Here is a 15058-nt window from a genome sequence, read left to right as displayed (position 1 = left end):
GTCCACCTGGAGGGCCTCCCTGACTCATTTCCTTACCACCAACCCGGAAGTCGAATTCATCCGCTTTAGAAAACCACAACTCTTTCAATTTGGGATCCTCCCAAGTAGCAAATACACGTGTCGGCGAGGCTTTGTAAATACGTTCAACTACGAAAGTKTTATGTATGGCAATACGTTCGTTCATGCTTGTCAGCTCCCTTATTTTGATTCATCGGATTTTCCGTCTAGGAGTTCGCCAAGCAGATCTAGGCGGCGTTCCCACGACAACCGACGCTCAATGATCACTTTTTCATGACTCTTCTTCATGGTTTCCAATAATTTGGTAAAATCATCTACCGTTACAGGTTCTTTCAACGACATCAGATTAGATACGTACTCCAGTTCGAGCAACAGATTCTGTTCCATCCGAATATTTTCTTTCAGTCGGGCGATTTGCAACGAAACGATCTCCAGTGGACTGAATTGCTCGCCCGTTAATACGGACTTGACCTCATCCAGTGATAATCCAAGCTCTTTTAACGATAAAATTTGCTGCAGCCGCGACAGATCAGCCTCATTGTACAATCTGTGTCCCGATTCGGAATGCGCCGAAGGCGAGAACAAGCTGATTTGATCGTAAAATCGCAATGTTCGTATCGTGAGTCCTGTTAGTTTCGCAAGCTCTCCCACTTTCCAAAGCTGCTTCATAATCATCTCCTTTTGGCTGTGCTAGCTCTTTACCGGTAACTATACTATAAAACATGACGTAACGTCATGTTCAAGTGTTGCAGACATTTTTTTCATAACCACAAAGAAAAGGCCGCTAATTAGCGACCTCATCCATTATTTATGCATTTTTTTGAATGGACTCCAAATGTTCACCAAGTCTGTTCCAAGTATCCGTGATCCCTTCCATCATACCCATATCCATAACCTGTTGCAGATTTTCAGCTGATGCGTATTCTCCGCGGTTAATGACTTTCGTACCTGTTTCTGTTTCGATAAAGGTCAGTGTTACGCGCGTAGATGGCATGTTTTCCGCTTCATTGCCTTCCGCATCGGAGAAAAAGTCTACATACACGATTTTCTCCGGTTCAACGATTTCGCTGTAAATTGCCTTGCCCCATGATTCCATACCATAGTAATCACCCTGATTCTTGTCTTCGCACTTCATGCAATAATGCCAAACCCCACCGACGCGGAAATCAACATGACATACTGGAAGTGTCCAACCTCTCGGACCCCACCAATGCTTCAGATGCTCTGCTTCAGTAAATGCCTTGAAAACCAGCTCACGAGGGGCATTGAATTCACGCTCTAGAATTAGAACTTTGTCCTCTACCTTGGAAACCATTTGATTTGTCATTTTTAACTTCCTCCTTGAAATTTCTTTATTTGTTTAAAATAATCCTGATCAATCAGTCTTGCTGTTCATTCTGCAAATTCTTGCCCTGAAGCTTCTGTAAATAGTCATCTAGTCGGTTATACCGCTCCTCCCAGATGACGCGGTAGTTCTCCAGCCAGTCGTTCAGCTCTCGGAAGGGATCCGGCTGCAGCTTGTAAATACGTCGATTTGCATCCACCCTTACCTCGACGATGGCAGCCTCACTAAGTACACGCAAATGCTTGGATACTTGAGGCTGACGCAGTTGTAGCCGTTCCGCGATTTCCCCTACAGTGAGTGGCCGTTCACACAAAAGATCAACAATCCTCATGCGGTTAGGCTCTGCCAATGCACTCATGACGTTAGGATCCATGCTCATCATCCGTCCTCTTGCTGTAAATACATGCGTTTCTTGATCGTGTGTAACAGTAATTTTCTTTCTGAATTCAATATACCACATGAGGAATATTCTCGCAAGTGAATATTGAAATGGAATGGTAAGCGCTAACCCGAAGGTCAGCGCTTATTACTCACTTCAAGCTATGATAAACGGCCATCATATCTTGCTTATTCAATTCACGAATACGATTGTAGATCGGAATATCTGCAACGGACTCCGTCACTTTACTTTCATCAACAACATCACTTACTTTGCCWGTMAGCCATGTTTGTACGGTTATACCCTCGACGACTTCCTTGCGTCCCTCATCATTGATGCCACTTACATAACAACTCACACAAGGTACCGACAATTTCTGTACGCCATCATGGAGACCATCTTCGGAAATGACTCGCTTACCGCCACAGAATKGGCATGGATGACTGGCTTTGATCTTATTAATTTGGGTAACAATCTTACTATAACCAAAGGCTTCGTAGACATAAGTCAGTTTTTTATATTTTCCATTGGTGAAATATTTATCAATGATGGTTTCTCTTGTTTCCGTAATATCGGCAAAATCACAGATGGTTATCAAGTTTTTGCTGTTGATCGCATCAAGATTACCTTTAATATTGTCCCAGAAAGGCACTGCATTTTGTAGAACCACTTCATAGCCCACAAAGCTAGCAAGCTCAAGCTCGTACATTTTAAGCGCAACTTGCGTTTCTCTAGGCAGTAAGGAGACATCTTCCGAAAGTGCAAGGTCACCGCCAACGATGGATTTTAACTTTTCTAATTCTGGCAAGTTGCCTACGCTTTGGATAACCTGATCCAGCGGCTGCTGAATTATCTCGCGAATATCCGAGCCATTAAATTTCAATTTTTTATGATGGTTTAATACGGTTCCATGACATACGGGGCAGGTAATCATTTCTCTTGAAGCTTTCATTGCTTCTTTAATCGTAAGATTCTTCGAAATAACCATGTAACGGCCTAAGATGTAATTAAAGCCTTCCCAGGTTCTCGAAGCCTTACCTGCCTTATCATAAAATGATTTTTCCCAATAGCCATATAAGAACGTATTCTTTTCAGCTTCTGTCATCTCATTATAACTTTTACTTATATCATGACCTAGCTCATTCTGTATMTCTGCGAAAAGGAAATGCAACTTGGCATGCTGGTAGTATTTCAAGACATCCATCACTTCTGGCAACAATAAGCCATCCCAGAATGGGACTGTTTTATCTTGAATAAGAATATCCATATCGAATCTTTCGATCACACGACGACCCGAGCAGCATGGACAATGATTATCTTGATAATAGAAATCGAAGCTTCTTGTATCTTTATTGGTAGGATGAGAAGCTACAATATGGTTGATCAGCCCACCGATTTCATAGACAAAACTATACTGACTATACAGGTGACGTTCAAGATCAATCGCAATCACAGGGGCAATTTTGTCAGATTCGTATTCACCATAGATTAAGCGTGCCATGGAAGATAAGCTTTTCAGGATACCACCTTTATAGATGTTTTCTGCCTGTTTAAAATAGTTAATCTGATTTTCTTGTAGGTATTGAATACCTTGTTGTTGCTTCAGAGCGGAAGAAATGTGCAAAGGGGCTGCATGATCTTCCCTATTTTTAAGACGATAGTATTCCTCATGTGGGACAACATCAAGGTGTCTAATCGGTTCAGGCTGTCTTTTGCCAAAATCAACAATAAAATCCGAACTTTCCAGCATATAGGCGTTATGTTCGATCATCAGGATGGAGACAGATTCATCTTCCAGAATGACCCTCACACTGTCGATGAATTGGTTTAAAATATTTTGAGATAAACCTTTCGAAGGTTCGTCAAAAATAAACAGCGTATGCGGGTTTCTTGAATTCGCAAACAACTCCGATACTAAATGAACACATTGAAATTCACCTGTAGATAATGATTGTGTTTTTCTTTCTAATGTCAGATAGCCAAGTCCAAGTTTATTCAATAAGCTCAATCGTTTGCGAGCGATGTCTTCGTTCGGCAGTTCTTCAATAATATCTTCGATCGAACGTTGGAAAATATCATCCTCTGTTTCTTCGTTATACTTGGTAAGTTTCTTCTTGATATCAAGGAACGTAGCAACGGTTGACCGACTCGTGATCGATTGGTTGCGATCTTGCCCAACCATAACCAGTTTATCTTTGGGATATCGTTTCTGAAAATCTTTGGACATGCACTCATGCACAAGTGTTGATTTCCCGCAACCAGACTCGCCAGTAAAAGTGACTAATCTGTTCTTAGGAATTTGAATTTCGGCCATTTGAATATTCCGACAGTACAGGTCCTGAAACTGATAATAATTAGTTGGCACTGCCTGATTTTGTTCCCAAAGGATTGGTTTAGGACGTGGTGATTCTTCGACGATTTTCCCGCCATATTTCCCACTGCCCGGTCCAAAGAACAATTGCTCATCTGTTGTATCTAGCACCGTATCAGAATGATCAATGAGCCAAATTTGATTCTTATAACCTAATTGCTTAATTTGCTCTAAAATTTTCAAAAGCGTTTCATGGTCGAGACCAACGGAGATCTCATCAATAATAATGACGGTATTTTCRCTGGTAGCCATGAATTCAGCCAAATAATGACGTGTTAATTCTCCACCTGATAATGTCCCCATAATGCGATTTAATGTTAAGTATCCGATATTCATATTGATCAAATTTTGGAGAATATGTTGTTTTGCTTCACTGATATGTAATTCCTCGGCAAGAGAAAGGATGGTTTCGATGCTTAAGCTATTGATATCGGAGATGCTATGTGGTTGATTCCTTAACTCCAGCTTATGCTGCTCAACTTCTGGACTGTAGCGCTTCCCTTTACACTTCGAACATTCTACATTTTGTGTCGTGCTGCGCCCTTTACAATCCGGGCACCACCCTAATGCGTTATTAAAGGAAAAAACTTCGGGAGAAAGATTGAATTGTTCGGCCATACGATCACGGATCTCTTTGAAAACGCCTGTATGTGTGCCAATGGTTGAACGAGGATTGGATGAAATCGATGATTTTCCGAGAAAAAGGACGAGAGGCATTTCCTCCATCTTGATGGCGCTGAAATTCGTTTCCATAATCTCTGGAAATAAATACTGATATTCAGCTTTCGGCAATAAGGAAACGAGACGCTTCTTGGATTCTTCCCCAATTGTCTGACAGAAAGTTGTTTTACCAGATCCAGATAAACCAGCAATTCCTAATGATTTATCTACCGGTATTGTTGCATCTAATTTGTTAATGTTGTTCGAAATTAATTGATGGATTTGCATGAGTACATCCTTTCTCTTCGTTACACTTATTGATTCCATATTAGCACATCTAACATATTGTAATGCAACTACTGAACTTTATCTGTCCGCGGCTCTCTATCCGAAATGAAAAAAATCCGCCATCATCAGCGGATTACTCTTTTCTTGATCAGATTGATCTGACCTCTATGGTTAATTTCATCTTCGAACACATGAAACCACATAAAATAATGGTTAGCTTTTTTCTTATACCAGAACTCTTCCTCTTGGTATAACCAATCATCATCCACCGTTTTAAATAATTCAAATGTGCGATTTCTGACTTCATTTAGCTTATCTACATAATAGGCCAGATCATTTCCTTTAATCTTTTCCCGCCCTTCTGCACCTAGATTCACAGCGGGTCCCCAGATGGCCATATCTTCATCATTCAAGTCTCTTTTTTCAAAGGTTTCCAATTGATAGGCGTATTCGACCGCCGCGAAATGCAGTAACAAAGCACCAATTGAATTACTTTCCTCATCTAAAAGAAAATCCAATTCCTGTACGGTTAAATTTTTGACGGATTGTAGTGTCGTATGTCTGGCATAGTTCATCATGGACAATAAGCGGCTAATCTGCGGCGTATAACCAGGTATGTCCTTAATGAGATAAATCTGATTCATATTTAACATGTGTTTCCTCCTAATTTTATAAGACGACTTGTAAGCCGAGATCAGCTAAAACAACTTCACCTTTATACATCATAGCTGCTTCTTCTCTCAGTACCTGAATATCTCCGAAGTGAGGCAAGTGGGTTAAAAGTAATTTCTTTACGCCAGCCTTCGTTGCAAGTTCCCCTGCTTCAACGGCGTTCATATGACCATACTTAGCGGCATCAAAATTGGCATAAAATGAAGCTTCTGTGATAAGTAGATCCGCATCTTTCAAGTATGGGATTAAAGTTTCATTGTATCTTGTATCGGCCGTATACACTAAACTTTTCCCCTCATAGGAAATTTTCACGCCTAAGCAATATACATCATGATCCGTTCGAAAGAAAGTCAATGTTAAGCCATCCTCGAATGTTACGATCGTATCTTGGTTAATTTCTTGTTCAATTGTTCCTTTCATTACAGGAATCGTCCATTCGTCTTTTGAATCCTTAGCAATGAATAAACGCAAGGGTGTATCGCGCTGTTTTAAATCCATATCAATTAAACAAGCATACTGAAGAGAACCTAAGTCTGCCATGTGATCGAAATGATTGTGCGAAACAAATACAGCTGTTAATTCATGAAGTTCCATGTAATTCTGTAAGACGGACAATACACCACTGCCACAATCGAATAAGATTTTATGATTTCCAATTTCTAAAAGAAAGCCTGCAGTTGCTTCTCCACGCTGTGGATAAGCGCCCCATCTACCAATAACTCTAATTTTCATTGGTGATTCTCCCCTTCCAAGAAAAAGGAGCTGCGTAATTTGCAACTCCACTATCACTCTTTTTGTTCGATAAGCATAAAGTGTTTTCCTGCTTTGATGAAGTAACACCGATTCGCCAAAGACTGCAGCTTTGCCCGAGCTAGTTTACTCAGATATTTTCGGATTTTATAATGAGGATTATTTGTGAAAAAAGCCCAATAGTCCGATTCTAGCAAACTAGATGAAATCGACTTCCTACTCCAATGGTTTGTCCCATGAAAGACTATAACGGAAGTAGAAACGTCGTCGCACCTTCGCTCCAGGAAGTATCTCCTGTGCAATTTGGCGAATCTCCTTGATGGTTTCTTTTGGAGCTGTAATTCGAACATTTGGGTTGCTGGCCCCACCATGAAATCGATCCATGATACGGATAGGAAGCAGAACCAGTCCAGAGTAAAGCAAATCCATCCATGACTTATCATTTGCTAAGCCAATGATGAGGAGTCGTCCGCCGGCTGCAAGTACTTGTCGCATGTTCTGCAGTGCGCTTCTCAGATCCATATGATGCAGCGTCGCAACACAGATAACAGTCGCATATCGTTCCTCTTGATTGGGGATTGGCAAAGCCAGGAAGTCACCGTTCATGAGCACCACATTCTCGATCGCAGCAAGTCGTGTTTGTGCTAGTTCAATCKCCGTATTATCGGGGTCGATTCCAATCACTTGTTGCACGAATGGCGCGAGGCGTTGAAGCAATAATCCATCACCACACCCGATGTCGAGAACGCGTCCTCCACGTAGCTTTGCGTCTGTAATTAACTCATCGTGAAAAGCTGTATTGTGATTCCAATAGGTATCCATTGCTAGCTTCACTCCCATATACGATCGTCCATAGACTCGAATAATTTCCCTAATGGGTTTGGTAAATCTCTCCATTATAATAGACGATTATTCGGTCATTCTGTTCAAAAACTAAAAAAGCCCGTGAGTTACACGGACTTGTCCCTATACTTAAAATGTAAATTTACATTTTCGCACTCTTTAACATCTTACATGTTTACGCTTGAATCCAATTCGAGCTTTTTCTAAGGCCTTTTGAATATTATCCGAAGCGTTCAGAAACTTACTTTTCGTCTTGTCCTGAATGATTTCAACAGGTCCAACTGCCTTTGCAGTTTCAATCGCCTTATCATGCAACGGTATGTAGGATACTGCAACTGTGAATAGGAAATTATTCATCGCATATTTCGCTCGTTCAGGTGCAGCGTGAATCGTATTTTTCACCAAGTCAAGCATATCGGATATTTTACTTTCGTCGAATTCAGTGTCTTTTCGATTCCMCAGAAGCCAACAGTAGCAACTCCATCCCGCTGACATTCTCAATTCCTCACCGCTCGCGATCCATGTATCCGCAACTTCCTGCGCAATATCTGCTTCAGACAACGTTACAGCCACAACATAATCAGATAACATATAGAAATATGCTGCATCGATCCAACGATCATAATCTTCTACGGTCATTGCTTTGGGGTCAGCGATGATGCCGGCAAAGTACATAGCGTCGTAATTCCCAGTTGCGTAGAGTTCTTCCGCTAATGGTTGATTGATTTTGATTTGCTTGAAGAGGGGTTTCATCGCGCCTGTTGCTACGCCAAATACCGGCTCATGAGCGCCATTCGATACGTACATTTTCTTCATACGTTCCTTACCCAGCGCTTCAAGTTCTTGCATAACTACTTCTGTATTCCTAATGGTTGCTGTCATAATGACTCCTCCCCTATTCATCAATTATGTTGTAATCATAAACTTTGCTTTATATTTCGAGCAAGAATAGTAAAGTAATCCGAAATTCCCTACTGGGGCTTTAACTGTCAATGTCAATATTATACGTAAGAATTTTTAATTTGAGCGAGAATCATTTGTGCCTGCTGGATCGTTTCTTCTACGATACTCCCAGCACTTTGTCCATCTGTAAGCATCCGCAAACCTTGCCCAGCCCATAATGACATATACTCGGAATTATTTTGCTTTGCAGCGGCATTTCGAATATCCCTTGTCGCCGTATTTTGAGTTGGAAACGGAAGCGGCTCAACCCCGTTCTGATCCCATACTTTAATAAATTCGTTCACAATACCTCTGGCAGGTCGACCCGAAAATACATTCGTGATAACAGTACTTTCCTCGGTACTTTCAAGTAATTTATGTTGATACGCATTATGTGCTCCCGATTCAATCGAAGTCAGGAATCGTGTCCCCATCTGAACCCCTTGTGCCCCGAGAACCAGGGCGGCGACCAATCCACGACCATCCATAATCCCTCCTGCTGCAATAACGGGTACATGAACATGCGCAACAATTTGCGGTACTAACGCCATTGTGCCTATATTAGCGCCCATAGGGCGCTGGACTATGTCGAATGTCCCGCGATGACCACCGGCTTCACTTCCTTGAGCCACAATCGCGTCACATCCGGCTTGTTCAGCAAGAATGGCTTCTTCGACAGTAGTCACCATAGTTACAATTTGAATCCCCGCCGCTTTAGCTTGCTCCGTCATATGAGGTGGAAGTACTCCGATAGCCGTACTGATTACCGGAACTTTTTCTTCTAGCAAAACGGCGAATTGCTGCTCGAAATGAGCTGGTGTTTTCACATCTTCCGCATCAACCTGCGGTACGCCGAGTTTAGCTCTCATTGCATTCAGTTCGTGTTGAACCTCCAGCGTTCTCGAATTGTCATCATGAGCCTGAGTAACAAATAAATTTACGCCAAATGGCGCGTTCGTTAATTTACGAATGTCCAGAATGGCCGTACGGATCGCTTCAGGCTCCATATAGGCGGCACCAAGCGTCCCCAATCCGCCAGCATTCGATACGGCAGCCGTCAAGCTGACCGTTCCAGGGCCACCTGCCATGCCCGCTAGGAAAATGGGATAACGAATTTTAAAAATGCGGCAAAGTTCTGTATGTAGATGAATAATCTTCTGCCTCCTATCACTTTGGATGGGATCGTTGATTGCCGTATTCAAGCGTTGGTTATCCATCCCATCTCTTTTAATTAATTCACTTCCTTAATAATAACATGAGTTGTTAAGCGCTGCTTTTTCTTCTGCCATACTGCCAGATACTCTTGATTATGATGTTGGCAGTGTTAACACATATGTATGGCGAAACGAGCAAGGCATTCGTACGTTTGTGAAGTATCATTGGTACCCTTTAGCAGGTATACAGGTTATTGATAGCCACGAAGCAGCGCAATTAGCTGGGGAAAACCCTGATTATGCCGGTAAAGACCTCTTTGATACCCTGGCAGCAGGCAAAACTGTCGAATACGGGCTATATGTGCAGTTGATGGATCCGAGCGATGGAGACAATCTCCCTTACGATCCGCTAGACGATACTAAAGTTTGGGATGAAAGGCAATTTCCGATGATGCCAGTTGGCAGGCTCGTATTAAAAAAGGTTAATTTCACGAATTTGGCTGCCCTTTCGGGTGGCCATTTATGTTTCCAGTACTCAAATTGATGAATAATTTGGCAGGTTTGGTTCTATTTACACGGCTTAAAAATGAAGATTTTAATCTTATTTTCATCTTTGCTACAGATTCATTTTGTATACTTAAAATACCTTTATTTTCAGATCGTCACGCAAGGAATATAGGTTTGATCGTTTTTAAAATTATTAGAAAGTAGGCACTTATTATCATGAAGCTAGCGGGTATTACTTACAAACATGAGCAAAGCGTGAGCTGGCTGAAACGTTCCATATTTATTTGTATAATTATTGTATTTCTATCTGTAAGCTTTCTGTTCTTAACTCCCCCAGGAACGAAAATTCGTCTGTTTCTAGCGGATACCTTTATTGCTACCCAACATCGGGAGTGGGCATGGATTTTTGTAGGTATGAAGAAACGGGATGAAATGATTCAGAATGTCCAGCAAATGAGTGAAAATAACTCCATTGAGAAGCAAGATTTGAATGCTATCACGATTCAGAAACAGGATGGCAAGATTATTGATGTTGAAGATATCACGGGACGTGGCTGGGTCGGCAAAAAAATGGTGGTATACGATCCGAGAGCAATTCGTGTCGTTGTTCCAAGTAAAGTGGGGCAAGGGGAAACGATTAGTTCGATGGTGAATCGTACAGKGGCGCTTGCAGGCATTAATGGTGGAGGCTTCGATGACCCACAAGGCCTAGGTAATGGGTTCGCTCCTATTGGAGTTATTATGTCTGGAGGTAAGATTTTGTATACAAGCGTTGATGGTACTGTACCTCAACAAGTCGTCGCGTTTGACCATACGGGGAAATTAATTATTGGAAAATATTCGATTGATGAGCTCTTAGCCTTGCATGTGACTGACGCCGTTTCCTTCTATCCGCGCATCATTGCAAATGGTAAAGCACTCCCCATCGTTGGAGATGGTCTGAACCCGCGGACAGCCATTGGTCAACGCGCAGATGGCGTTATTGTTATGATCGTCATTGATGGACGTCAGACCAAAAGTATTGGCGCTTCTTTAAAAGATGTCCAAGACCTTTTATTGAAAGAAGGTTGTGTTAATGCCGGTTTCTTAGACGGAGGTGCATCCTCTGAAATGGTCGTCGGGCGTGATCTTATCACGCATCCATCTAGCCGATATGGCGAAAGAAGGCTGCCTTCAGGACTCCTTATTTTTGAACACCCAGATCAGGTGAATGTTGCAAATGTATGGGAAGGTGTGACCGATATTGATCCCGGTGGCGCTTATGATAATCCAGGTTACCTCGCAGAACACAATCGATTAAATAATAAGTAAACAAGAAAAGAGCTGTCCATTGGCAGCTCTTTCTTCATGTCTAACGATTCTATTCGTATAATTAAAACGTATTGTAGACATTTTGACATTCTTTAGCGGTCGGCTCATAAAAACAGTGCTTCTTGTAACGGCCTGCTATCGGCTGATTATACCAGGTATCCGGACACGGACCAGGATTTTCGAACGTTCCCGGTCGAAAATACCAAAGTGAAAATTTACCTGGCCAAGTCCGCTCCCCATCCACAGCTCTTTTTGCTATGCGACGCTCTCTTTCTCTTGCATTTTGATAGTACAACCCGTGCTGCAACGCTTCAAACGCATGCGGTTGGTTGATCATTTGAGGAATTGTCCGAAGATTTTTGAAATCGGAGCAATTCGCTCTTATTCGATTAATGCCAACATTTCCAACAAGAAACATACCCGTTTCGCCTTCGGTTTCAGCTTCAGCCCGAAGCAACCTTGCCAACATGTCGATATCCTGCTTTCTAGCTTTTACGACTGCCATTCGCTCACCTCAATTGAGTATATGTCTAGACCCATCATATTGTAGGTGAAGTGGAAATGTGACTTAACTATTCATACATTCTTTTTATACAATAAGTAAACTAAACTTGCTCTCTCCATACGAAACGGTTTCCATGTTGGGTTCAGTTTCATATCGAACACTATTTAGCAGCACATGTTCAAGTAGAACATGGTCAAACCGTATTAAAGCATTTTGTAACTCTGCGTCTACATCTAGAACAAGATCGATGCGTTTTTCGATCGGGAGTCCTATCTTTTTGCGATAATCTTGAATTGCTCGAATGACCTCTCTAACTAACCCTTCCTGTTCTAACTCTTCCGTCATTGTCGTGTTTAAGGCAACCGTCATTTGGTACCCCGATACGGAAGCATAGCCTTCATTCGCTTGTTTCTCGATAAGTAAATCCTCAAGCAGAATGTGCAGCACTTCACCATCCATCATCATATCCAGGAAGCCGTTGTCCATCACTGCTTTTGCTTCTGGAGCTGATAGCTGCTTCAACTGAGCTTGCACGGGTCCCACGAATTTCCCGAACTTTTTACCTGCAGCTTTCAAGTTTAACTTGAAAGTAAACCGTACGAAGCCGACATCACTCGATACGATATGGATCGATTTAACATTGATCTCATCTTGGATGATATCTTCAAATCCGCCAATGTTACGCGCAYCGTCAAACGAAACGTACAACTCCGACAGCGGCATCCGAGTCTTGATTCCCGTTTCATTCCGGATATTGCGAGCCAATTCCACGATTTGCCTCACGGTTTCCATCTCATTCTCCAATGATACATCGTATAACGTTTCGTCCATTTTCGGATAATCGGTAAGATGCACACTCCMCTCGCCTCCCAAATTCGCATATAGATCATCTGCAATTAGCGGTGTGTAGGGAGCAATCAGTTGTGCGAGTGTTAGCAGAACATGACGTAAGGTTTGATAAGCAGCAATTTTATCTTCGGTCCATTCGCTCCCCCAGAACCGATCTCGCGAGCGTCGGATATACCAATTGCTCAGTTCATCTACAAACGTTTCAATTTGCTTCGCAGGGTTTAAGAAATCGTTGATTTCTAGTCCTTTTCTTACCTGTTGCAAGGTACTGTTTAATCTAGATAAAATCCATCGATCTAACACATTCACGGAAGTTATCTGCGGATGGTCATCTGGTTGATATTGATCAATTTGTGCATACAACGCATAGAAAGCATGTGTATTGTTGATCGTATCAATAACTTTGGATTTAGCCTCGGCGACAATCTGCTTAGAAAATTTCTTGCTGCTCCAAGGAGCGCTATCGGATAACAAGGCCCATCGGAATGCGTCGGTGCCAAATTCGTTAATGATTTCCCAAGGATCAATCCCATTGCCCTTGCTCTTTGACATTTTTTGTCCATTCTCGTCCAGAACATKCCCTGTAGATAAGACGGATTTATATGGGATTTGCCCATTATAAAGGGTAGAGACCKCCAGTAAGCTGAAGAACCAGCCCCGCGTCTGATCGATCCCCTCACAGATCATATCCGCGGGATACTGCTCTTGAAACAGTTCTTTGTTCTCAAATGGCTGATGATACTGGGCAAATGGCATAGATCCGCTATCGAACCAGACGTCAATGACTTCCGAGGTTCTATGCATGGTACCGCCGCAAGAGCAGCGCAGCTTCACTTGATCCACGTAAGGCTTATGCAGTTCAAGGCTTTCCTCGATCGGATCAATCGATTTATCACGGAGATCCTTATGGCTATCTGGCGCATATTCTGCGTTGCAGTCTTCRCAGATCCAAACATTGAGCGGCGTACCCCAGTAGCGATTTCTGCTGATATTCCAATCAACAAGTTCTTCTAAAAATTTCCCAAACCGACCTTCTCGCAGATGGGAAGGGTACCAAGTGATTTGACTGTTGTTCGCGATTAACTGATCTTTAATAGCCGTTGTTTGGATGAACCAGCTCTCCGTCGCATAATAGAGCAGCGGTGATTTACAGCGCCAGCAGAATGGATAGCTATGCTCATAACGTTCCTTCGAAAACAACAGACCGCGCTCAGATAAGTTTTTAACGATATCGATATCACAATCCTTCACAAAACGACCGGCAAAATCGAAGATCTGATCGACGTAGCGACCTCTAGCATCTACAACATTTACAAAATCCAATTCATGCTGGCGTACGGTGCGATAATCATCTTCTCCGTGAGCTGGCGCAATATGGACGATCCCCGTACCACTGCTGTCGCTAACATAGTCCGCGTCTACGACGATATGTCCTTTCGTCACTTGAAAATAATCAAAAGGTGACATATAAGGTGTACCTACAAATTCGGCGCCTTTATGCGTGGATAGGAGCTCATACTCCCCTTTCATGATCTTATCAACAAGGTTGTGTGCTACGATGTACACTTCACCATTCTGTTTGACTTTGACATAATCAACATCTTTATTGACAGCTAAAGCGACATTGGCAGGCAATGTCCATGGCGTAGTCGTCCATGCAAGAAAATGTTCATCTGCGTTCTTACTTGTGAATTTTACAGTAGCACTCAGATCTTTCACATCTTCATACCCTTGGGCAACTTCATGTGAGCTGAGTGTTGTTTGGCAATCTGGGCAGTACGGGCTTACGCGATGACCTTTGTACAGATGCCCTTTCGCATGAATCGTGGATAAAATGTGCCAAACACTCTCGATATAATCATTAGTTAGTGTGACATAAGGGTTCTCCATATCCGTCCAATAGGCGATCGCTTCGGTCATTTCACGCCACTGCTTCTCATATTCGAAAACGCTGATCTTACACGCCTCCACGAATTTGGCGACTCCATAGGATTCGATTTCCTGTTTGCCAGAAATACCTAGCTTCTTCTCTACGCCAAGCTCTACAGGAAGCCCATGTGTATCCCACCCTGCTTTGCGTATGACGCGGTAGCCTGACATCGTTTTATAACGACCGATGAAATCTTTGATCACACGTCCCAGCACATGTCCGATATGCGGCTCCCCATTCGCTGTTGGTGGGCCTTCATAAAAAACAAAGTTGGGTTGTCCCTCTCTGTTTTCAATTGATTTGCGAAATGTGTCATTCTGTTTCCACTGTTCAAGAACACGGAGCTCTCGCGACCTTGCTTTTTCTTTTACATCCACTTTTCTCATAGGTCTCATCCTCTCATTTCATCCAACTTAACGTTCGTTCCTTGACGAAAAGGTTCATTGAAAAACACAAAAAATCCCGTCCCATAAGGGACGAGATTTCATCTCGCGATACCACCCTAGTTCCGTAAGGATTATGACTATCATAATC

Annotated in this window: 13 protein-coding genes and 1 pseudogene; 2 read left to right on the top strand and 12 right to left on the bottom strand. The window is 42.5% G+C overall.

The window, feature by feature from the left end:
* The 10 genes from AC1DLM_RS32330 to AC1DLM_RS32285 form a co-directional block, all read right to left on the bottom strand.
* Window positions 1-184: SRPBCC family protein (locus AC1DLM_RS32330; RefSeq protein ID WP_477572278.1), on the bottom strand; the 184-nt coding region annotated here is incomplete at its 3' end.
* A 14-nt stretch (window positions 185-198) separates the two neighbouring features.
* Window positions 199-687 (bottom strand): MerR family transcriptional regulator, encoded by a 489-nt coding sequence (locus tag AC1DLM_RS32325; protein ID WP_477572277.1) that lies wholly within the window; start codon window positions 685-687, stop codon window positions 199-201.
* 139 nt (window positions 688-826) lie between these two features.
* Window positions 827-1345: an SRPBCC family protein gene (locus AC1DLM_RS32320; protein ID WP_477572276.1), complete on the bottom strand. Its 519-nt coding sequence runs from the start codon at window positions 1343-1345 to the stop codon at window positions 827-829.
* Between the two features lie 52 nt (window positions 1346-1397).
* Window positions 1398-1736, bottom strand: coding sequence for an ArsR/SmtB family transcription factor (locus AC1DLM_RS32315; protein WP_477572280.1), 339 nt, complete (start codon window positions 1734-1736; stop codon window positions 1398-1400).
* A 157-nt stretch (window positions 1737-1893) separates the two neighbouring features.
* Entirely contained in the window at window positions 1894-5061 is a 3168-nt protein-coding gene (locus AC1DLM_RS32310; protein ID WP_477572275.1) for an ATP-binding cassette domain-containing protein, read from the bottom strand.
* A gap of 125 nt (window positions 5062-5186) precedes the next feature.
* Window positions 5187-5714 (bottom strand): DinB family protein, encoded by a 528-nt coding sequence (locus AC1DLM_RS32305; protein ID WP_477572274.1) that lies wholly within the window; start codon window positions 5712-5714, stop codon window positions 5187-5189.
* Window positions 5715-5730: 16 nt separating this feature from the next.
* Window positions 5731-6465, bottom strand: a complete 735-nt coding sequence (locus AC1DLM_RS32300) for an MBL fold metallo-hydrolase (protein ID WP_477572273.1) — start codon at window positions 6463-6465, stop codon at window positions 5731-5733.
* 234 nt (window positions 6466-6699) lie between these two features.
* A complete protein-coding gene (locus tag AC1DLM_RS32295) occupies window positions 6700-7305 on the bottom strand; it encodes a class I SAM-dependent methyltransferase (protein ID WP_477572272.1) in 606 nt (201 codons plus the stop codon).
* Between the two features lie 180 nt (window positions 7306-7485).
* Window positions 7486-8208: a DNA alkylation repair protein gene (locus AC1DLM_RS32290; RefSeq protein WP_477572271.1), complete on the bottom strand. Its 723-nt coding sequence runs from the start codon at window positions 8206-8208 to the stop codon at window positions 7486-7488.
* A 119-nt stretch (window positions 8209-8327) separates the two neighbouring features.
* The gene (locus tag AC1DLM_RS32285; protein WP_477572279.1) at window positions 8328-9422 is read right to left on the bottom strand and encodes an NAD(P)H-dependent flavin oxidoreductase; all 1095 of its coding nucleotides are present in this window, start codon (window positions 9420-9422) and stop codon (window positions 8328-8330) included.
* Window positions 9423-9528: 106 nt separating this feature from the next.
* On the opposite strand from AC1DLM_RS32285, the pseudogene AC1DLM_RS32280 reads away from it, so the two are divergent.
* Together AC1DLM_RS32280 and AC1DLM_RS32275 are read left to right on the top strand one after the other, a co-directional pair.
* Window positions 9529-9903, top strand: a pseudogene (locus AC1DLM_RS32280) (catalase); the annotation flags it as partial.
* 242 nt (window positions 9904-10145) lie between these two features.
* Window positions 10146-11240, top strand: coding sequence for a phosphodiester glycosidase family protein (locus AC1DLM_RS32275; RefSeq protein ID WP_477572270.1), 1095 nt, complete (start codon window positions 10146-10148; stop codon window positions 11238-11240).
* A 61-nt stretch (window positions 11241-11301) separates the two neighbouring features.
* Here AC1DLM_RS32275 and AC1DLM_RS32270 read toward each other — a convergent pair whose 3' ends face one another.
* Both AC1DLM_RS32270 and ileS read right to left on the bottom strand, forming a co-directional pair.
* Window positions 11302-11745, bottom strand: a complete 444-nt coding sequence (locus tag AC1DLM_RS32270) for a cell wall hydrolase (protein WP_441990212.1) — start codon at window positions 11743-11745, stop codon at window positions 11302-11304.
* Between the two features lie 84 nt (window positions 11746-11829).
* Window positions 11830-14910: an isoleucine--tRNA ligase gene (ileS, locus tag AC1DLM_RS32265; protein WP_477572269.1), complete on the bottom strand. Its 3081-nt coding sequence runs from the start codon at window positions 14908-14910 to the stop codon at window positions 11830-11832.
* Window positions 14911-15058: the final 148 nt, after the last annotated feature.

It is taken from the genome of Paenibacillus sp. 01T442 (assembly GCF_056398345.1).
Note: the sequence above shows the minus strand (reverse complement) of the source record. Positions and strands in the feature narration are given on the sequence as shown.

Coding starts and splice junctions, on each gene's coding strand:
- AC1DLM_RS32325 (WP_477572277.1), bottom strand. CDS start 687: ATGAAGCAGCTTTGGAAAGTGGGAGAGCTTGCGAAACTAACAGGACTC.
- AC1DLM_RS32320 (WP_477572276.1), bottom strand. CDS start 1,345: ATGACAAATCAAATGGTTTCCAAGGTAGAGGACAAAGTTCTAATTCTA.
- AC1DLM_RS32315 (WP_477572280.1), bottom strand. CDS start 1,736: ATGGATCCTAACGTCATGAGTGCATTGGCAGAGCCTAACCGCATGAGG.
- AC1DLM_RS32305 (WP_477572274.1), bottom strand. CDS start 5,714: ATGTTAAATATGAATCAGATTTATCTCATTAAGGACATACCTGGTTAT.
- AC1DLM_RS32300 (WP_477572273.1), bottom strand. CDS start 6,465: ATGAAAATTAGAGTTATTGGTAGATGGGGCGCTTATCCACAGCGTGGA.
- AC1DLM_RS32270 (WP_441990212.1), bottom strand. CDS start 11,745: ATGGCAGTCGTAAAAGCTAGAAAGCAGGATATCGACATGTTGGCAAGG.